Source organism: Bradyrhizobium sp. USDA 4461 (assembly GCF_054055655.1).
This window is the reverse complement of the sequence record NZ_JBSRXM010000001.1, coordinates 7,943,990-7,963,202: the sequence shown is the minus strand read 5'-3', so window position 1 is coordinate 7,963,202 and position 19,213 is coordinate 7,943,990. Positions and strand designations below refer to the sequence as shown.

Here is a 19,213-nt window from a genome sequence, read left to right as displayed (position 1 = left end):
TGGAGTAGCCAGCCATGTCTTCCCAGACTTTGTCTCCGCAGACTTTGCCTCCCCAGACGATGCCTTCCGAGACCGACCGGCGCGCGGCAGAAGTGCAGGCGCAGGAGGAGGATGCACGGCTGCGGAACGACATCCGCCTGCTGGGGCGCGTGCTCGGCGACACCGTGCGCGACCAGGAAGGGGCCGAGGTGTTCGACCTGGTCGAGCGCATCCGCCAGACCTCGGTCCGGTTCCACCGCGACGAGGACAAGCTGGCGCGGCGCGAGCTGGAAGGCATCCTCGACGGCATGTCGATCGCCGAGACGCTGCGGATCGTCCGCGCGTTCAGCTATTTTTCCCACCTCGCCAACATCGCCGAGGACCAGAACAACATCCGCCAGATGCGCAGCCGCGGCCCGAGCGGGGCGCCGCGGCCGAGCACGCTGGAGCAGACGCTGGTGCATGCCCGCCAGGCCGGCATCAGCCCGGCCGATCTGCGCAGCTTCTTCAAGAGCGCGCTGGTCAGCCCGGTCCTGACCGCGCATCCGACCGAGGTCCGCCGCAAGAGCACGATGGACCGCGAGATGGAGATCGCCGACCTGCTCGACCGCCGCGAGCGGCTGCAGATGACGCCGGACGAGAGCGAGGCCAGCGACGAGCAGCTTCGCCGCGCCGTCGTGACGCTGTGGCAGACCAATTTGTTGCGCCGGACCAAGCTGACCGTGCTCGACGAGGTCGGCAACGGCCTGTCGTTCTACGACTACACCTTCCTGCGGGAGGTGCCGCGGCTGCATTGCGCGCTGGAGGACCGGCTGAACAAGGAGGGCGGCGAGGCCGGCGACCTCGCCTCGTTCCTGACGATGGGAAGCTGGATCGGCGGCGACCGCGACGGCAATCCGTTCGTCACCGCGGAGGTGATGCGCGGCACCTTGCGGCTGCAGTCGAGCCGGGTGCTCAGCTTCTATCTCGAGGAGCTGCACGCGCTCGGCGCCGAGCTGTCGCTGGCGGCGCACCTCGCCGACGTCTCGGACGAGCTGCGGATCCTCGCCGAGCGTTCGCCCGACACCTCGCCGCATCGCAGCGGCGAGCCGTATCGTCTGGCGGTATCCGGCATCTATGCGCGGCTTGCCGCCACCGCGATGCGGCTCGAGGTCGAGACCACGCGGCCGCCGGTTGGCAAGGCCGAGCCCTATGCGAGCGTGAAGGAATTCCAGGCCGATCTCGACGTGCTGAATCGCTCGCTGATCGCGAACAATTCCGGCGTGATCGCGCGCGGCCGGCTGCGGCAGCTGCGGCGGGCGGTGGATTGCTTCGGCTTCCATCTGGCGCGGCTCGATATCCGGCAGAATTCCGCGGTGCATGAACGCACAATTGCCGAGCTGCTCGACACCGCCAATCCCGGCATGTCTTATCTGGCGCTCGGCGAGGACGCGCGCGTCAGCCTGCTGCTCGGCGAGTTGCGCAGCGCGCGGCCGCTGGCCTCGCCCTTCGTCAAATATTCCGAGGAGACCCAGAGTGAGCTCGCCGTGTTCCGGGCCGCGGCCGAGGCGCATGCCAGATTCGGCCCCGAGGTGATCTCCCAATGCATCATCTCGATGTGCAAGGGCATGTCCGACATGCTCGAGGTCGCGGTGCTGCTGAAGGAGGTTGGTCTCGTCAATCCGTCCGGCCGCAGCGCGATCAACATCGTGCCGCTGTTCGAGACCATCGAGGATCTGCAGGCCTCAAGCCACATCATGGACCGCATGCTGGCGCTGCACGACTATCGCAAGCTGGTCGACAGTCTCGGCGGCGTGCAGGAGGTGATGCTCGGCTATTCCGACAGCAACAAGGATGGCGGCTTCGTCACCTCGGGCTGGGAGCTCTACAAGGCCGAGATCGGCCTCGTCGAGGTGTTCGAGCGGCACGGCGTGCGGCTTCGCCTGTTCCACGGCCGCGGCGGCTCGGTCGGCCGCGGCGGCGGCCCGAGCTACGATGCGATCATCGCGCAGCCCGGCGGCGCGGTGAACGGCCAGATCCGCATCACCGAGCAGGGCGAGATCATCTCGTCGAAATATTCCAATGCCGAGGTCGGCCGCAGCAATCTGGAGATCCTCGCCGCGGCGACGCTGGAGACCAGCCTGCTGCAGCCGCGGCAGAGCGCGCCGCGCCCCGAATATCTCAAGGCGACGGAGGAGATTTCCGCACTCGCCTTCAAGGCCTATCGCGGGCTCGTCTACGAGACCGAAGGTTTCGCCGATTATTTCTGGGGCTCGACCGTCATCAACGAGATCGCGACCTTGAACATCGGCAGCCGTCCGGCGTCGCGCAAGAAGACCCGCGAGATCGAGGATTTGCGCGCGATTCCCTGGGTGTTCTCCTGGGCGCAATGCCGGCTGATGCTGCCGGGCTGGTACGGTTTTGGCGCGGCGGTCGAGACCTGGATCGCGGAGCATCCGGAGCAGGGCATGCCGTTCCTGCAGGAGCTGTACCGGGAATGGCCGTTCTTCCGCACGCTCTTGTCCAACATGGATATGGTGCTGGCAAAGAGCTCGATCGCGATCGCGTCGCGCTACGCCGAGCTGGTGCCCGACGTTGCGTTGCGCGAGAAAATCTTCGGCCAGATCCGCCGCGAATGGCATCTTTCGATCGAGACGCTGCTCGACATCATGGGCCACGACCGGTTGCTGCAGGGCAACCCGCTGCTGGAGCGCGGCATCCGCAACCGCTTCCCCTACATGGACCCGCTCAATCACGTGCAGGTGGAGCTGTTGAAGGAGTATCGCGCGCAGAACCCGGACGAGCAGGTGCTGCGCGGGATCCAGATCACGATCAACGGGATTTCGGCGGGGTTGAGGAATAGCGGCTAAGGCCGTGAGGCCTGCGCCGTCATTGCGAGCGCAGCGAAGCAATCCATTGGGCCGCAAGCGGTGACATGGATTGCTTCGTCGATTCGCTCCTCGCAATGACGACGGAAGGAAGATCGATCAGCAATTATGCGCGCCCCGCGTCTCCACATAGACCGCATACAGCGATTGGCTTGCGGTCATGAACAGGCGGTTGCGCTTCTTGCCGCCGAAGGTGAGGTTGGCGCAGGTCTCGGGCAGCAGGATCTGGCCGATGCGCGCACCGTCGGGCGCGAACACCTGCACGCCGTCATAGCCCGGTCCCACCCAGCCGGCGCCGACCCAGATGTTGCCGTCGATGTCGACGCGCATGCCGTCGGGAAAGCCGGACTTGCCGTCCAGCGTCATGTCGATCAGCGTGCGCGGGTTGGACAGCTTGTCGCCGTTGAGATCGTACTGCCAGACGATGTTCTTGGCGTTCGGATAGTGCGTGATGCCGGTGTCGCAGACATAGACCTTCTTGTAGTCGTGGCTGAAGGCGATGCCGTTCGGCTTGAACGGTTCGTCGCAGACTTTGGTGATCTGCCCGGTCGAAGCGTCGATGCGGTAGACGGCCTCCTTCTGATAGGGCTGGTTCGAACCGGTATTGGCGCGCTGGCCTTCATAGATCGAAATCGCACCGTAGCCGGGGTCGGTGAACCAGATCGACTTGTCGTTGGGGTGCACGACCATGTCGTTCGGCCCGTTGAGCGGCTTGCCATTGGCCTGCTCCGCCAATGACGTCACGGTTCCGTCGTGCTCGTAGCGCACCAGCCGGGTGCGCTCGGCGGTGATCTGGCGGCCCTCGAAATCGAACGTCGAGCCGTTGGCCTCGTTCGACGGCTTGTGGAACTGCTCGGAGATGTGGCCGTCATCGTCGAGATAGCGCAGCTGCCGGTTGGCCGGGATGTCGCTCCACACCAGATACTGGCCTTGCGCATTCCAGGCCGGACCTTCGGCCCACAGACAGCCGGTGTAGAGGCGCTTGATCGCGGTGTTGCCGACCTTGGCCTTGAAGCGCTTGTCGTCGATCACGACGATATCAGGATCGGGATAGCGCTGCGGCTCCGCATTGGGGCCGAAGTCGCGCGCGGTGGCATCGGATGCGGCCATCGCAGTTGCAGCAAGCGCGGTTGCGCCGCGCAAGATCGTTCGACGGTCGAACGCCTTCGTTCCGTCGCCCTCGTGTTTCGCTGTGTTGCTCGGATGTGTGTTGCTTGGATTTGTCACGAAAGTCCTCCCAGGTTTCTTGTTATCGGGAGGACGATCATACCCCCGCAATTCTGGCACAATGCGGGCACGCTATGAAGGAACAACCAAAGAGTGTGTCACCCCGGCAACCTGCGCGATTGCGCGCGCAGCTCGCCGAGGCAATGTTTCATAAAACTGTTAGATCGAAGATCAGATCGGATCCCAGGTGAAGACGTCGGCCGAGCGGTCGAGCTTGGCGAACGATCCCTTCAGCGCCGGCATGCCGTGCTCGGCGATGGTCTCGGGCGTCCAGCCTTCGCCGCGATGCACCGAGCGCACCGGACGGTGCTGGCCGAACAGGAAGATCTCGTTCATGCGCACGCCGAAGATCTGGCCGGTGACGTCCTTGGCGGCGTCCGAGAGCAAGTAGGCGCAGATCGGCGCGATCTTCTCCGGGCCCATCTGCTTGATCTTCTCGACGCGGGCCTTCTCGGCATCGGTCTCGGTCGGGATGGTGCCGATCATTCGGGTCCAGGCGAACGGCGACACGCAGTTCGAGCGCACGTTGAAGCGGCCCATGTCGAGCGCGATCGATTTCGACAGGCCCACGATGCCGAGCTTGGCGGCGGCATAGTTGGCCTGGCCGTAATTGCCGATCAGGCCGGAAGTCGAGGTGAAGTGCACGAAGGAGCCCGATTCCTGCTCGCGGTAGATCCGCGCCGCAGCGTGGCTGACATAGAACGAGCCCATCAGATGCACCTTGATGACGGCCTCGAAGGCCTCCACGCTCATCTTGTGGAAGATCATGTCGCGCAGGATGCCGGCATTGTTGACGACGCCGTCGAGCCGGCCGAAATGATCGGTCGCGGTCTTCACGATCTTGCTCGCGGGAATGGCTTCCGCCACCGATTCGAAATTGGCGACCGCGGTGCCACCGCGCTTCTTGATCTCCTCGACCACCTCCTCGGCGGGCGCTGCGCTCGAGCCTGCGCCATCCGCCGCGCCGCCGGGATCGTTGACCACGACCTTGGCGCCTTCCGCCGCGCACAGCAGCGCGATCTCGCGCCCGATGCCGCGGCCTGCGCCGGTGACGATGATGACTTTATCCTGCAGTGATTTTGCCATGTGGGTTCTCCTTGTATGTGTCCGTCATTCCGGGGCGATGCGTCAGCATCGAACTATGGTGCGCAATTGCGCACCTGAGAATCTCGAGGTTCCGGGTTCGCGCTTCGCGCGCCCCGGAACGACGGAGGTTGTTACTTCTCATTCGTAAAGATGATCGTGCCTGATGCGGCGAACATGCCGCCGACGCCGTGGCAGACCGAAATCTTGGCGTTCGGCACCTGTGCGGGTGCAATGCCGCGCATCTGCCGGACGCTCTCCTGCAGCGCATACATGCCGTACATGCCGGAGTGCATGTAGCTGAGGCCGCCGCCATTGGTGTTGAGCGGCAGCTTGCCGCCGGGGCGGGTGTTGCCGTCGGCGATGAACTTGCCGGTTTCCTCGTAAGGCATGAAGCCGAGGTCGCCGAGGCCGTAGAGCGGCAGGTGCGCGAAGGCGTCGTAGATCATCAGGTGATCGACGTCCTTGTGGGTGATGCCGGCCTCCTTGAACGCCAGCGGGCCTGCCACCTTGAAGGCGCGCGAACTGTCAAAAGTCTTCATCTGGCTGACCATCGGCGTTTCCACGCTCTCGCCGGTGCCGAGGATATAGACCGGCTTTCTCGGGAAATCCTTGGCGCGGTCGGCCGAGGTCAGGATCAGCGCGCCGCCGCCGTCGGTGACGAGGCAGCATTGCAGCAACCGGAACGGATAGGCGATCATCCGCGAGTTCAGGACGTCGGCGACCGTGATCGGCTCCTTCATGGTCGCGCGCGGATTCTTCGCCGCCCATTCGCGCTGCACGACGGCGACCATCGCGAGCTGCTCATGCGTGATGCCGTGGGTCTTCATGAAGCGCAGCACCGGTATCGGGAACATGCTCGGCGGCCCGTAGACGCCGAACGGCGCCTCAAACTGGCCATTGAGGCTGTCGGGCGCGGTGAAGCGCGGCTGCTTGCCGATCATCGACTTGCCGCTCTCGGCATGGGTGATCAGCACGGTCTTGCAGAGGCCGGCCTCGATCGCGGCGGCGGCGTGGCGGACATGCAGCATGAACGAGCAGCCGCCGACCGAGGTGCCGTCGACCCAGGTCGGGGTGATGCCGAGATAATGCGCCATCTGCTGCGGGGTCTCGACCGCGGTGGCGAAGCCGTCGATGTCCGATAGTTTCAGGCCGGCGTCCGCGATCGCATTCAGCGCCGCGTCCGCGTGCAGCTGGATCTGCGACATGTTGGGGATGACGCCGAGTTCGGTGGTCTCGGCCGCACCGACGACGGCAACCTGGTTCCTGCGCATTGCGTTACCCCTTCGCCGGACGGAACAAGGGAAGGGTGATCTTGTCGTCGAGGGCCTCGAAGGCGACCTCGAGCGGCATGTCGAGCTCGAGCGCTTCCGGGGTCTGCGGACAATCGATGATGTTGCTCATCATGCGCGGGCCCTCGTCGAGTTCGACCACGGCGATCGCATAAGGCGGCGTGAAGCCGGGCGCGGCGGGGCGGTGGTTGATGACGTAGCTGTAGAGCTTGCCCTTGCCGCTGGCCTTGAACACCGAGACCTTGCGCGAGGCGCAGGAGGGGCAGAACGGCCGCGGCGGAAAGTAGACATTGGCGCAGGCGTCGCAACGCTGCAGGCGCAGCTCGCCGGCCTTGGTGCCGTCCCAGAAATGCTGGGTCTCAGGCGTCGGCTTTGGTTTCGCGCGCGCGGGCTCGGCCATGTCTATAGTCTCCTCCGGAAATCGTTACGGTCTTGATGCGCCATCGGACCGAGACCCGTCAACGGTCCATCCATGTCCCGCGCAGCGGCCTGTGTCCCGCGCATGCCGCATATTCCGCCCCTCGCACAATTGCTAAGGCCGGCGTGCTTGTGTCGCTCCGGTCCGGCGCGTAGAAGGGCCGCGTCCAAGATACGTCCAAGACACGTCAAAGATACCCGGGAGGAACAATATCATGCTGAGGATCATCGGCGCGGCACTCGCTGCCAGCCTCGCATTTGCCACGCAGGCGATGGCCGCCGACGCACCGTCGGAGATCAAGATCGGCACGCTCTACGCGTCCTCGGGGCGCTACGCCTCGATCTCGATGCCGGTCTACAGCTCGCTGAAATTGTGGGTCGAGCAGAAGAACGCCGAGGGCGGCGTGTTCGTGAAGGCGTTCGACAAGAAGATCCCGATCAAGCTCGTGTCCTATGACGACCAGAGCAATACGGCGACGGCCTCCACGCTCTATAACCAGCTGGTCACCCAGGATAAGGTCGACCTCCTGGTCGCCGATTCCGGATCGGTGCTGACGGCGCCCGCGGTTGCGATCGCGCGCGACCACAAGATGTTCCTGTTCGACCAGACCGGCACCGGTGCCAGCTTCTTCTCCAAGGACAATCCCTACATCGCGCTGATGGCCGACCCGGTGTCGACGGTCTGGCCCAAGCCGGTCGCCGACTTCATCAGCCATGACGGCCCCGGGCTCGGCATCAAGAAGATCGCGATCCTGTACGCGACCAACGAGTTCACCGGCACCCAGGCCAACGCGTTCCGCAAGTTCGTCAAGGAGTCCGGCGCGCCGATCGAGATCGTCTACGACCAGGGCGTTCCGACCGAGACCACCAATTACAACGTCATCATCAACAACATCAGCAACGCCAATCCCGACGCGGTGATCCATTTCGGCTATGCGCCGAACGACATCGCCTTCCTGCGCAACGTCCAGGACGTCGGCACCAAGTTCAAGATGCTGTTCGCCATCTATGCCGGCCTCGAGACCGAGCTGCTGGAGAAGAATGTCGGCGCCAAGGGCTTGGAGCACATCTGGACCTATGTGCCGCCGTCCGAATTGGATTATCCCGTCAATTTCGGGATGAACATGAAGGATTTCCGCGCCGCCTGGACCAAGAAGTACAACGACGGCAAGATGGAGTTCGGCTTCAACGCGGTGGCCGGCTACACCACGGCGCTGGTGATCGAGAAGACGCTGTCGGTTGCGACCAGCCTCGACCAGATGGAGCTGCGCCGCGCGGTGTTCTCGCTCAGCGGCCAGCTCAAGACGCTCGACGGCACCTTCGCGCTGGACGAGACCGGCGGCCAGATCGGCGAGTTGACGCCGCTCGGCCAGCTCACGGTCGATGAGCACGATCACATCAAGTTCGTCTCGATCTATCCGCACGAGACCGCCACCGGCAAGCCGATCTATCCGGCCCCGTGATGCGATTGACAGCCGCAGGCGTACACCTTCGGCGGCGAGCGATAGCATGACCTATGCGCTCGTTGCCGGCGTGCTGTTCGGGCTGTATTTCAGCCTGGTCGGCATCGGTCTCAATCTCGTGTTCGGCGTCATGCGCATCGTCAACCTTGCGCATGGCGACATCCTGATGCTCGGCGCCTTCATCGCGCTGGGCGTGGTCGGCATCGCCGGCATCGATCCGCTGTTCGCGGTGCCGCTGGCCTTCGTGGTCTTCGTGCTCGCGGGTGTGCTGCTTTACTGGGTGCTGGTGCCGCGGCTGCAGGGCTCGGCCAATCCGGAAATGCTGTCGATCATCCTGTTCTTCGGCCTGTCGCAGGTGATCGAAGCCGTCACCACGATCTTCGCCGGCACCAGCGAGCGCTCGATCCAGAGCCGGCTGCTCGGCACCGTGTTCACGACCATCAAGGTGAAGTGGTTCGGCGGCAAGGCAGGTGGCGCAGGGCCGATCCAGATCTTCGGCCAGGGCTTTCCCGCGCCCTGGGTGATCGCGGCGATCACCAGCCTGATCGCGATCGCGCTGGTCTACCTCTATCTCTACCATACCCGGCTCGGCACCCTGACCCGCGCGGTGATGTCGCGCCGCGACGAGGCCTTGGCGACCGGCATCGACGTCGATCGCGTCTCGGCGGCGGCGTTCGGCATCGGGCTCGGCATCGCAGCGGTCGCCGGCGTATTCGCTCCTTTCATGTTCGGCTCGGTGACGCCGGCGTTCGGCGCCGATGCCACCGTGACCTCGTTCGCCATCGTCGTGCTCGGCTCGCTCGGCAATCCCTTGGGCACCGCGCTCGGCGGCGTCGTCTATGGTCTCTGCTACATGCTGGTGCAGACCTATCTCAGTTCCTGGGCCGACTTGCTGCCCTATGTGTTGCTGATCGTGATCCTGTTGCTGCGCCCGAGCGGTCTGCTCGGAAGGCGGGTGCGCGTTGCCTAACGCCTCGAAACACCTGCTGTTCATCCTGGCGCCGCTGGTGGTGGTGTTCGCACTGCTGCCCGGCGTCTATCAAAACCATCTTTTGCTGTTCAACTTCGTGATCTTCCTGATCCTCGCGCAGGGCGTGAACATCATCTATGGCTTCACCGGCTATCTGCCGTTCGGCTATGTCGGCTTCTTCGGTGCCGGCGCCTATGGCTTTGCCATCATGGTGATGCACCTGCAGACGCCGGCGCCGCTCGCGGTGCTGGTCGGCGGCGCCGTCGCGGTCGCGCTGGGCCTGCTGCTGACGCCGCTATTGCGGCTGTCGGGCGCGTATTTCGCGATCGCCAACCTTGCGGCCTCGCTCGCGGTGCTGCACTTCGTCGCCAACCCGGCGCTGGAGGGCATCACCAAGGGCCCCTACGGCGTCTCGCTCACCGGCACCTTCAACCCGACCCACGCCTATTACGCCGCCGTGGTGGTGATGGCGCTGACCGTCGGCGCGGTGGTCTATCTGAAGAACTCTCCGTTCGGGCTTGCGCTGCAAGCCGTGCGCGAGGATGCGGTGTCGGCCTCGATGGCCGGCGTCAACATCATCAAGATGCGGGTGATCGCGTGGCTCGCCTCGGCGCTGGTCGCCGGCCTCGCCGGCGGCATCTATGCCTGGTATGTCTCGGTGTTCTATCCCGACAACGTGTTCTCCGGCGAGTTCTCGATCTTCGCCATCGTGTTCGCGCTGTTCGGCGGCGTTGCCACCATCACCGGACCGATCGTCGGCGTGCTGATCCTCTACGGCATCTACAATCTGATCGGCTTCACCACACCGCAATATTTCCAGCTGATCTATGGCCTGTTGATCATGGGACTGGTGCTGTTCCTGCCCGCAGGCCTGGTGTCGCTGGCAACCCGCAGGGGGTGGCATGTCCCCTGAGAGAACCCCGATCCTCAAGGTCTCGAAGCTGGTGAAACGCTTCGGCGGCTTCCACGCGCTCGACGGGCTGAGCTTTCATGTCGTGCCCGGCGAGATCCTCGGGCTCGTCGGCCCGAACGGCTCCGGCAAGACCACCGCGATCAACGTGATCTCCGGCCTCTATGCCCCCGATGGCGGTGAGGTGGTGTTCGACGGCACATCCTCCGGCGGCGTCGCCTCGCACAAGCTCGTCCATCGCGGCATCAACCGCACCTTCCAGGTGCCGAAGCCGTTCCTGTCGCTGACCGTGCGCGAGAACATCCAGGTGGCGCTGGCCTATGGCGGCGCCGCCGGCACGCCGCCATCGATCGCCGAGCTGCTCGACGAATATCGGCTGAAGGAGGTCGCCGACCGCCCCGCAGCCGACCTCAACAGCGCGCAGCAGAAGATGCTCGATCTGACCCGCGCGCTTGCGACGCGGCCGCGGCTGCTGCTGCTCGACGAGCTTGCCGCCGGGCTCAACCCGGCGGAGCTCGACTGGATCGCCGGCCGCATCAAGGCGCTGGCCGCGACCGGCATGGCGATCATCGTGGTCGAGCATCTGATGGGCTTCATCGAGCAGATCACCGACCGCGTCATCGTGCTCAATGCGGGCAAGGAGATCTTCGAGGGCACGCTGGCGACCGCGGTGCGCGAGCCGCAGGTGATCGAGGTGTTTTTGGGAGGCGAGCATGCCCACTGACGCAGCGCCGCTTCTCGACGCCAGCGGTGTCGACGCCGGCTACGGCACCATGCAGGTGTTGTGGGGCGTCGATCTCGACGTCCGCCCCGGCGAAACCGTGCTGCTGCTCGGCGCCAATGGCGCGGGCAAGACCACCTTCCTGAAGTCGCTGGTCGGCCTGATCGAGGCCCGCAGCGGCCACATCAAGCTCGGCGGCGAGGACATCACCAGGATGCGGTCGTCGGACCGCATGAAGCGCGGCATGACCTACATGTCGGAGCTCGCGGTGTTTCCCGACCTGTCGATCGAGGAGAACATCCGGGTCGGCGCGCAGGCGCTGGGCCATGCCGATCCCGGCGCGCGGGTCGACGAACTCTACGGCCTGTTTCCGGTGCTGCGCGACAAGCGCCGCGACCCGGCCTCCAGCCTGTCCGGCGGCCAGCGCAAGATGCTCGGCATCGCCAAGGCGCTGTCGGCCGAGCCGAAGCTATTGGTCATGGACGAGCCCTCGGCCGGGCTGTCGCCGCTGTTCGTCAAGGAGGTGCTGCGCGCCCTGTCGAGCCTGCAGGGCCGCGGCCTGGCGCTCCTGATCGCCGAGCAGAATATCGGCTTCCTCGAGATTGCCACCCGCGTCTTCGTGCTGGAAGGCGGCCGTATCCGCTTCTCCGGCACGGTCGCCGAAATGAGCGGCAATGAAGAGCTGCACCGGGCCTATTTCGGGCTGAAGTGATAGTGATGCGAGGCGGGGCCGGTGCACTGGAAATCGGCCCCGGTTCGCGCGACAATCGGCTGAAAGCCATGAAGCGCACGCCATGAAGTGCCAGCCGTGAAGTGAAAACCATGCCGAACAATCCGACACTCGCCTCCCTTGCCGCCGATCTCGCCAGCGGCGCGACCTCCGCCCGCAAGCTCGTCGAGCAATGCATCGCCAGGATTGCCGACCCGGCGGGCGAGGGCCAGCGCACCTTCATCCATGTCGACCGCGACGCCGCGCTGGACGCCGCCGACGCCATGGACCGGCTACGCAAGGCCAACGCGGCACCGTCGCCCTTCGCCGGCATTCCGGTCTCGATCAAGGACCTGTTCGACATCAAGGGCCAGGTGACGCGCGCGGGCTCGCGGGCGCTGGAGGATTCCGCACCGGCGGATGCCGATGCGCCTGTGGTGGCGCGGCTCAAGCGCGCCGGCTTCATCGTGATCGGCCGCACCAACATGACCGAGTTCGCCTATTCCGGCATCGGCATCAATCCGCATTACGGCACGCCGAAGAGCGCCTGGAACCGGAGCGTCGGCCATGTGCCGGGCGGCTCGTCCTCCGGCGCGGCGGTCTCGATCGCCGACGGCATGGCGTTCGGCGCGCTCGGCACCGACACCGGCGGCTCCTGCCGGATTCCGGCCGCCTTCAACGGCATCGTCGGCTACAAGCCGACGCAGCGCCGGATTCCGCTCGATGGCGGCGTGCCGCTGTCGTTTACGCTGGACAGCTACGGCCCGCTGGCGAATTCGGTGGCCTGCTGCGCCGCGCTCGATGCCGTGCTGGCCGACGACCCGGTGACGTCGCTGACCCCGCGCCCGGTCAAGGGCATGCGGCTCGCGGTGCCGACCACGATCGCGCTCGATGACCTCGACGATGCCGTCGCAAGAACCTTCGAGCGCGCGCTGGCGTCGCTGTCGCGCGCCGGCGCCTTGATCGAGCGCATCGAAGTTCCTGAATTCCACGACGTCGGCGTGATGAACGCCAAGGGCGGGTTTTCGGCGGCCGAGAGCTATGCCTGGCACCGCTTCCTGCTGGCCAGCAAGGGCGACATCTACGATCCCCGCGTTGCAGTACGCATCCAGCGCGGCGAGGGTTTCCTTGCGGCCGACTACATCGATCTCATCAACGCGCGCCGCTCGTTCATTGCCCGCACCGAGGCGCGCATCGCGCCCTACGACGCGCTGGTGCTGCCGACCACCGCGAACCTGCCGCCGAGCATCGCCGCGCTTGCCGATGACAGGGCGTTCGCAACGGAGAATCTGCGCGCGCTGCGCAATCCTTCGCTGATCAACACGCTCGACGGCTGCGCCATCTCGCTGCCCGCGCATCGTGAGGGCGAGGCGCCGGTCGGCCTGATGCTCGCCGCCGCCGGCGGTTCGGATCGCCGCATCTTCGAGCTCGCGGCCGGAATGGAGACCGTCATCCGTGTTTGATCTCACCTTCACTATCGATGACAAGGGCGTCGCGACGCCGCTCACGCTCGAAATCAAGCAAGCGGTGATCGCCGGCTGGACCGGCCGCGATCCGGTGGCACGCGACAAGCACATCGCCGAGCTCGAGGCGCTCGGCATCGCACGCCCCGCGACGACGCCGATCTACTACCGCTGCTCGGCCCGCCGGCTGACCTTCGCCGACACGATCGAGGTCTGCGGCGAGGACTCCAGCGGCGAGGTCGAGTTCGTGCTGATCGGCTGGCAGGGCCGCATCTTCGTCGGCTGCGGCTCCGATCATACCGACCGCAAGGTCGAGAGCTACAGCGTCACGGTGTCGAAGCAGATGTGCGACAAGCCGATGGCATCTGAACTGTGGGAGCTCGAGGACGTCATCGGCCATTGGGACCAGCTCATCCTGCGCTCCTGGGCCACGATCGGCGGCCAGCGCGTGCTCTACCAGGAAGGCACGCTCGATCACATGCTGCCGGTCAAGGACCTGATCGCGCGCGGCTTCGACAACGGCGCGCTGCCGGACGGCTGCGCCATGTTCGGCGGCACCTTCGCCGCCAAAGGCGGCATCCGCCCCGCCAGCCGCTTCGAGTTCGAGCTGGAAGACCCGGTCAAGAAGCGGAAGATCAGCCACGGATATGACGTGATCACGCTGCCGGTCAGGGGCTGAGCTCTTTCCGCGCGTCGTTCCTTCGACAGCCGAGCGACACTCTCTCCACACGTCGTCCCTGCGAAAGCAGGGACCCATACGCCGCGGCTTTCGCAAAGGGCACGCGGCTGGACGGCTTTCTAACAACCGGCACCTGTGGTTATGGGTCCTGCTTTCGCAGGGACGATACCGTGATTATGGCAGCGTTCTCGGCAGATCTGGATCGGAAATCGGGTGGCGCGGGGCGCAATCATGCGCCAGATTCCATCCCATGACAGCAACAGCCCAAACCCTCACCCGCCCATCCAGCAACAGCCTCGCCCGCGTCGACGCGCTCGACTGGGACCGGATCACCACCGAGCTCGACGGGCAGGGCTGCGCCGTCCTCAACGGGCTGCTGACGCCTGAGGAATGCGACGCCATCGCCGCGCTGTATCCCGACGACAGCCGGTTCCGCAGCAAGGTCGTGATGGGCCGCCACGGTTTTGGCCGCGGCGAGTACAAGTATTTCTCCTATCCACTGCCGGAGCTGATCGCGGAGCTGCGGCCGGCGCTGTATGCGCGGCTGACCGCGACCGCCAATCGCTGGAACCAGACGATGGGGATCGCGATCAGCTATCCGCCGTCGCATGCGGCATTCCTGAAGCGCTGCCACGATGCCGGGCAGACGCGGCCGACGCCGTTGCTGCTGCAATATGGCGAGGGCGACTACAACTGCCTGCACCAGGATCTCTATGGCGAGCACGTGTTCCCGATCCAGGTCGCGATCCTGCTGTCCGAGCCGGGGCGCGATTTCACCGGCGGCGAGTTCGTGCTGACCGAGCAGCGGCCGCGGATGCAGTCGCGGCCGGAGGTGGTGCCGCTCACCAAGGGCGATGCGGTGGCTTTTGCAGTGCATCACCGTCCGGTGCAGGGGACACGCGGAGCATATCGTGTCAATCTCCGCCATGGCGTCAGCCGGATCAGGTCCGGCCATCGCCACACCGTTGGTGTGATCTTCCACGACGCAAAGTGAGTGCGAGTGAGGCGTGGCCGCTGATCTGTTCGAGACCATTCGCGATGCAAGGCCGCCGCGCGAGACGATCGCGGACGGCGCCGTGCTGCTGCGCGGCTTCGTCCGGCCGTTCGAGGCCGAGCTGATCCCGGCCTTGCGCGTCATCGTCAAGCAGGCGCCGTTCCGGCATTTGATCACGCCCGGCGGTCACCGCATGTCGGTTGCGATGACCAATTGCGGCAGCGTCGGCTGGGTCTCCGACGCGAGCGGCTATCGCTATGATCCGATCGATCCTGAGAGCGGACAGCCCTGGCCTGAAATGCCGGAGGTGCTGCGCAGGCTCGCCGCCGATGCTGCTGGTGAGGCCGGCTTCAGCGGCTTCGCGCCGCAAGCCTGCCTGATCAACCGCTACGTGCCCGGCGCAAAACTGTCGCTGCATCAGGACAAGGACGAGCTCGATTACGGCGCGCCGATCGTCTCGATCTCGCTCGGGCTGCCGGCGATCTTCCTGTTCGGCGGGCTGAAGCGCAGCGACACGCCGCGACGCTACCGGCTCGAACATGGCGATGTCGCGGTGTGGGGCGGGCCGTCACGGCTGTTTTATCACGGCGTGGCGCCGCTCGCAGACGGCGAGCACGGCGTGCTCGGCCGCCAGCGCATCAATTTGACCTTCCGTAGGGTGCGCTGAGGCGCCGGCTGGTCTAGACTTGGCGGATGACCACCAAGGCCGACCGCGCGGTCAATCGCACCGGCGTCTATCTCGCCCTGCTGCAGCTCGTATTCACGCTGGGGTGGACGACCTACCTGATCTATCTGCCGAAGCTGTGCGCCGAAGTCGGCATCGCGCCGTCAACCGTGATCCTGATCCTGATGATGGACCAGGCCATCTTCACCATCACCGACACCGCGATGGGCATGGCCGCCGACAGGATCTCAGTCCTGGTCGGCCGGCTCGGCCTGTTCGTCGGCATCCTCGCCGCGATCTCCTGCGCCGCCTTCATCGCGCTGCCTTATGTCGCCGGCACCGGGCCGGGCGCAAAGGCCTGGCTGATCGGGCTGATCGTGATCTGGGCCGTGACGTCGTCGGCGTTGCGCGCGCCGCCGCTGACGCTACTCGGCAAGTATCGCGCGCAGCCGTCGGTGCCGTTCCTCGCCGCGCTGGCGATGCTGGGCTACGGCATCGCGGGCGCGGTCTCGCCCTATCTCGGCGTTGTGCTGCGCGATCATGATGCGCGGCTGCCGTTCGCACTGTCGGGCGCGGTGCTGCTGCTGACCGCGCTCGCGTTCTCGGGGATCGAGCGGCGTATCGCGGCGGAGACCGAGCCCGTGCGGCTCGCTGTACCGGCAAAGCGGCTCGGCGCCGTGCCGATGTTCCTGATCGGCTCGATGGTGCTGCTGTCGCTTGGCTATCAGCTGCACTTCAACATCAACAGCGCCCCGTTCTATTTGCGCTTTGCCAAATCGAACGAGTTGCAATGGTTGATGCCGGTGTTCTGGATCGGCTTCAATATCGCGATGTTTCCGGCCAGCATCGTCGTCAAGCATCGCGGCGGCCTGATCGTGATGGGCGCGGCGGGACTGCTCGGTGCCTTCGCCATCGTTGCCGCGGAGATCGCCGGAAGCCTCAACGTGCTGATCGCAGCGCAGTTCATGGCGGGCGCGGCTTGGGGCTGCATGCTGATGAGCGCGGTGTCCGCGGCGCTCGCGATCGGCGAGACCGGCGCGGAGGGCAAGGTCACGGGCCTCGTGTTCTCGGCGCTGGCGCTTGCGACCTTCGCGCGGATGGCGGCGGTTGCGGGCGGCCTGCAGAAGATGCCGGACTATGCGCCCCTGGTGCATTGGGCGCCGGTCGCCTGCTGGTCGGTCGCCGGCGCCGGCCTGCTCGTGATCGCCGCGTCGCGGCTGCACCGCGGCGTGAAGAGCGCCTAGTCGTTCCTTGCCGGATGGATGAACGCCCAGGGCGAGACTTCGGAATCGGTCGGCACTTCGATCGAGATCACATAGGGCCCGCCGTCGGCCAGTGCCTTCTCCAGCACCGGGCGGAAGTGATCCGGCGAGGTGACGCGCGCCGCGCCGACGCCGAAGGATTCCGCGAGCTTCACAAAGTCCGGATTGACCAGGTCGGAGGCGACGACGCGGCCGTCGAAGCGCTCGCGCTGGTCGCGGCGGACATTGCCATAGGCGTTGTTGTTGAACACTAAGGTCACCACGCCGATCTTGAACTGCACCGCGGTGGCGAGCTCCTGCACGGCGAACATGAAGCCGCCGTCGCCGGTGATGGCGACCACCGGCGTGTTCGGATTGGCGACCTTGGCGCCGAGCGCGGTCGGGAAGCCGGAGCCGAGCGTGCCCTGATAGCCCGAGGTGACGAAGGTGCGCGGCTCGTAAATCGGAAAGCCGTACCACGAGGCGAAGCCGACCTGCGACAGCTCGTCGGTGACGATGGCGTTCGCCGGCAGCACCTCGCGCAGGATCTTCAGGTAGGCCATCTGCGGCTGGATGCGCTGGATCTCCTGCTCGGTCGCGGCGGTCGCCTCGCGGATCGCGGCGCGGCGGCCGGAGGTCTTGCTGTAGCCGGCCTTGCGCACGGCCGCGACCAGGTCGGAGGTCGCAGCCTTGGCGTCGGCGATCACGCCGGCATCGGCCGGCCAGCGCCGCAGCTCGACCGGATCGATGTCGATGCGTACGCATTTCAGGCCGGCCGGCTGATAGGGCCAGCGCGACATCGTCGGCAGCTCGAGCCGCGTGCCGATGCCGATCATCAGGTCGGTCTTCGGCCAGAGCTTGTAGGCCGCGGCCATGGTGAGCCCGAGCTCATGCGCATTGGAGACGATGCCGCGGCCGCTGCGGAAGGCGACGACAGGCGCGTCGATCATCTCGGCGAGCTCGAGGATCTCCTCGCGCGCCTCGATGGCGCCGCTGCCGACGAAGATCATCGGCGTCTTGCTGCCGGCAATCAGATCGGCGGCCGCCTTGATGCGGTCCGGATCGGGCTGCGGCGCCGGCAACGGATCGAACGGCTTGACGGCTGCGACCTGGGTGCGCTGGGTGAACACGTCCCACGGCATCTCCAGCGACGCGGGGCCGCGCCGGCCCGACAGCATCTCCTGGAAGGCGCGCGACACCATTGCGGGCGCATTGTCGGGGTATTCGATCCGCTCCGCCCATTTCACGAAGCTGCGCAGCGTCGCGAGCTGGTCCGGCATCTCGTGCAGATGGCCGCGGCCCTTGCCGAGGAATTGCGTCGGCACCTGGCCGGTCAGGCACAGCACCGGCTCGTTGCAGCCGAACGCGGTCAAGAGCGCCGCCGAGGCGTTGAGCACGCCGGGGCCGGGCACCACGCTGAACACGCCTGTTTTGCCGGAGGAGCGGGCATAGCCGAACGCCATGTAGCCGCAGGCCTGCTCATGCCGGGCGCCGATCACCTTGAGCTGCGCCTGGTGGAAGGCATCGAACAGGCCATAGATCTGCGCGCCGGGCAGGCCGAACACGGTGTCGACGCCGTGGGCGACGAGGCCGTTGACGATCGCTTCGCCGCCGGATGTTGAGGTCATGGCACTGTCCACTTGCTTGGGGGGTTAGATGGCCTCGTCGACAACGCCGTTGCGCAGGATGCCGACGCCTTCGGCCTCGACCTCGACGACATCGCCGGGCTTCAGATAACGCGGCGGATCGAACCGCGCACCTGCGCCGGTCGGCGTCCCCGTGACGATGACGTCGCCGGGAACCAGCGTCGTGAAGGTCGAGATGTAGTTGATGAGGTAGCGGAAGCCGAAGATCAAGCGCGAGGTGCGGTCGTCCTGCCTGAGTTCGCCGTTGACCCGCGTGGTCAGCCTGACATCGGCGATCTGCGCTTCGCTGCTGTAGGGCACGATCCACGGGCCGAGGCTGCCGGTCGAATCGAAGTTCTTGCCCTGGGTGACGTTGAACTTGGCATGGCGCACCCAGTCGCGGATGGTGCCTTCGTTGCAGAGCGTGATCGCGGCGATGTGATCGAGCGCGCTGCTTTCCGGAATGTGGCGGCCGGCCTTGCCGATCACCAGCACCAGCTCGCCCTCATAGTCGAGCTTCGGCGAGATCCGCGGCCGCACCACCGGCGTGTTGTGGCCGACGAAGGAGCGCGGCACCCGCAGGAACATGCTGGGGTATTTCGGCGCGTCCGAACCGTCCTTGTATTCGGCATTGCGGTCCGGATAGTTGACGCCGATGCAGATGATCTTGTCCGGCGCCGGGATCGGCGGCTGAAAGGCGACCGCGTCGAGCGCGTGGTCGGGCGATCGCCTGGCCGCGTCTTCCACGAGCTTGCCCAGCGCGCCGGCGGCGATCGCCTCGCGCAAGGTCGGATAGTCCCTGGCGAAGCGCGACGAGAGATCGACGATGCCGGTGTCGGTGACGGCGCCATAGAGGGTGGCGCCGTTGACGGAATAGGTGGCGAGGCGAGGGGCTGACATCGGAAATCC

The 19,213-nt window shown here is 65.9% G+C and carries 17 protein-coding genes; 11 read left to right on the top strand and 6 right to left on the bottom strand.

Annotated features, from left to right (window positions below; all coding sequences use genetic code 11):
- Positions 1 to 59 precede the first annotated feature (59 nt).
- Positions 60 to 2,828 carry a phosphoenolpyruvate carboxylase gene (gene ppc, locus ACVINW_RS37310; protein ID WP_456756588.1) on the top strand — a complete coding sequence of 923 codons (2,769 nt, stop codon included), beginning with the start codon at positions 60 to 62 and terminating at the stop codon, positions 2,826 to 2,828.
- A gap of 117 nt (positions 2,829 to 2,945) precedes the next feature.
- Here the strand turns inward: ppc and ACVINW_RS37305 are convergent, their stop codons facing one another.
- The 4 genes from ACVINW_RS37305 to ACVINW_RS37290 all read right to left on the bottom strand — a co-directional run bounded on the left by ACVINW_RS37305 (position 2,946) and on the right by ACVINW_RS37290 (position 6,848).
- Complete coding sequence (locus ACVINW_RS37305; RefSeq protein ID WP_456756587.1) at positions 2,946 to 3,992, bottom strand: SMP-30/gluconolactonase/LRE family protein; 1,047 nt, start codon at positions 3,990 to 3,992, stop codon at positions 2,946 to 2,948.
- Between the two features lie 252 nt (positions 3,993 to 4,244).
- Positions 4,245 to 5,159, bottom strand: a complete 915-nt coding sequence (locus ACVINW_RS37300) for an SDR family oxidoreductase (protein ID WP_456755906.1) — start codon at positions 5,157 to 5,159, stop codon at positions 4,245 to 4,247.
- 131 nt (positions 5,160 to 5,290) lie between these two features.
- A complete protein-coding gene (locus ACVINW_RS37295; protein ID WP_456755905.1) occupies positions 5,291 to 6,430 on the bottom strand; it encodes a thiolase C-terminal domain-containing protein in 1,140 nt (379 codons plus the stop codon).
- Between the two features lie 4 nt (positions 6,431 to 6,434).
- Positions 6,435 to 6,848, bottom strand: a complete 414-nt coding sequence (locus ACVINW_RS37290; protein WP_050420086.1) for a Zn-ribbon domain-containing OB-fold protein — start codon at positions 6,846 to 6,848, stop codon at positions 6,435 to 6,437.
- A gap of 232 nt (positions 6,849 to 7,080) precedes the next feature.
- On the opposite strand from ACVINW_RS37290, the gene ACVINW_RS37285 reads away from it, so the two are divergent.
- The 10 genes from ACVINW_RS37285 to ACVINW_RS37240 all read left to right on the top strand — a co-directional run bounded on the left by ACVINW_RS37285 (position 7,081) and on the right by ACVINW_RS37240 (position 16,682).
- Complete coding sequence (locus ACVINW_RS37285; RefSeq protein ID WP_456755904.1) at positions 7,081 to 8,328, top strand: amino acid ABC transporter substrate-binding protein; 1,248 nt, start codon at positions 7,081 to 7,083, stop codon at positions 8,326 to 8,328.
- A 46-nt stretch (positions 8,329 to 8,374) separates the two neighbouring features.
- Positions 8,375 to 9,298: a branched-chain amino acid ABC transporter permease gene (locus tag ACVINW_RS37280; protein WP_076862446.1), complete on the top strand. Its 924-nt coding sequence runs from the start codon at positions 8,375 to 8,377 to the stop codon at positions 9,296 to 9,298.
- Positions 9,291 to 10,211, top strand: coding sequence for a branched-chain amino acid ABC transporter permease (locus ACVINW_RS37275; RefSeq protein WP_456755903.1), 921 nt, complete (start codon positions 9,291 to 9,293; stop codon positions 10,209 to 10,211). The genes ACVINW_RS37280 and ACVINW_RS37275 overlap by 8 nt, the downstream gene beginning before the upstream one ends.
- Positions 10,201 to 10,932 (top strand): ABC transporter ATP-binding protein, encoded by a 732-nt coding sequence (locus ACVINW_RS37270; protein ID WP_456755902.1) that lies wholly within the window; start codon positions 10,201 to 10,203, stop codon positions 10,930 to 10,932. Before ACVINW_RS37275 ends, ACVINW_RS37270 begins: the two co-directional genes overlap by 11 nt.
- A complete protein-coding gene (locus tag ACVINW_RS37265; protein ID WP_456755901.1) occupies positions 10,922 to 11,641 on the top strand; it encodes an ABC transporter ATP-binding protein in 720 nt (239 codons plus the stop codon). Before ACVINW_RS37270 ends, ACVINW_RS37265 begins: the two co-directional genes overlap by 11 nt.
- A gap of 110 nt (positions 11,642 to 11,751) precedes the next feature.
- Entirely contained in the window at positions 11,752 to 13,101 is a 1,350-nt protein-coding gene (locus tag ACVINW_RS37260) for an amidase (protein ID WP_456755900.1), read from the top strand.
- Positions 13,094 to 13,780, top strand: a complete 687-nt coding sequence (locus tag ACVINW_RS37255; protein WP_456755899.1) for a DUF2848 domain-containing protein — start codon at positions 13,094 to 13,096, stop codon at positions 13,778 to 13,780. The genes ACVINW_RS37260 and ACVINW_RS37255 overlap by 8 nt, the downstream gene beginning before the upstream one ends.
- Positions 13,781 to 14,030: 250 nt before the next feature.
- Entirely contained in the window at positions 14,031 to 14,774 is a 744-nt protein-coding gene (locus ACVINW_RS37250; RefSeq protein ID WP_456755898.1) for a 2OG-Fe(II) oxygenase, read from the top strand.
- A 13-nt stretch (positions 14,775 to 14,787) separates the two neighbouring features.
- A complete protein-coding gene (alkB, locus tag ACVINW_RS37245; protein ID WP_456755897.1) occupies positions 14,788 to 15,441 on the top strand; it encodes a DNA oxidative demethylase AlkB in 654 nt (217 codons plus the stop codon).
- A gap of 26 nt (positions 15,442 to 15,467) precedes the next feature.
- A complete protein-coding gene (locus ACVINW_RS37240) occupies positions 15,468 to 16,682 on the top strand; it encodes an MFS transporter (protein WP_456755896.1) in 1,215 nt (404 codons plus the stop codon).
- Here ACVINW_RS37240 and ACVINW_RS37235 read toward each other — a convergent pair.
- Both ACVINW_RS37235 and ACVINW_RS37230 read right to left on the bottom strand, forming a co-directional pair.
- The gene (locus tag ACVINW_RS37235; protein ID WP_456755895.1) at positions 16,679 to 18,307 is read right to left on the bottom strand and encodes a thiamine pyrophosphate-dependent enzyme; all 1,629 of its coding nucleotides are present in this window, start codon (positions 18,305 to 18,307) and stop codon (positions 16,679 to 16,681) included. The two genes, ACVINW_RS37240 and ACVINW_RS37235, sit on opposite strands and share 4 nt — an antisense overlap.
- A 24-nt stretch (positions 18,308 to 18,331) precedes the next feature.
- Positions 18,332 to 19,204 (bottom strand): fumarylacetoacetate hydrolase family protein, encoded by an 873-nt coding sequence (locus ACVINW_RS37230; RefSeq protein WP_456755894.1) that lies wholly within the window; start codon positions 19,202 to 19,204, stop codon positions 18,332 to 18,334.
- Positions 19,205 to 19,213 lie beyond the last annotated feature (9 nt).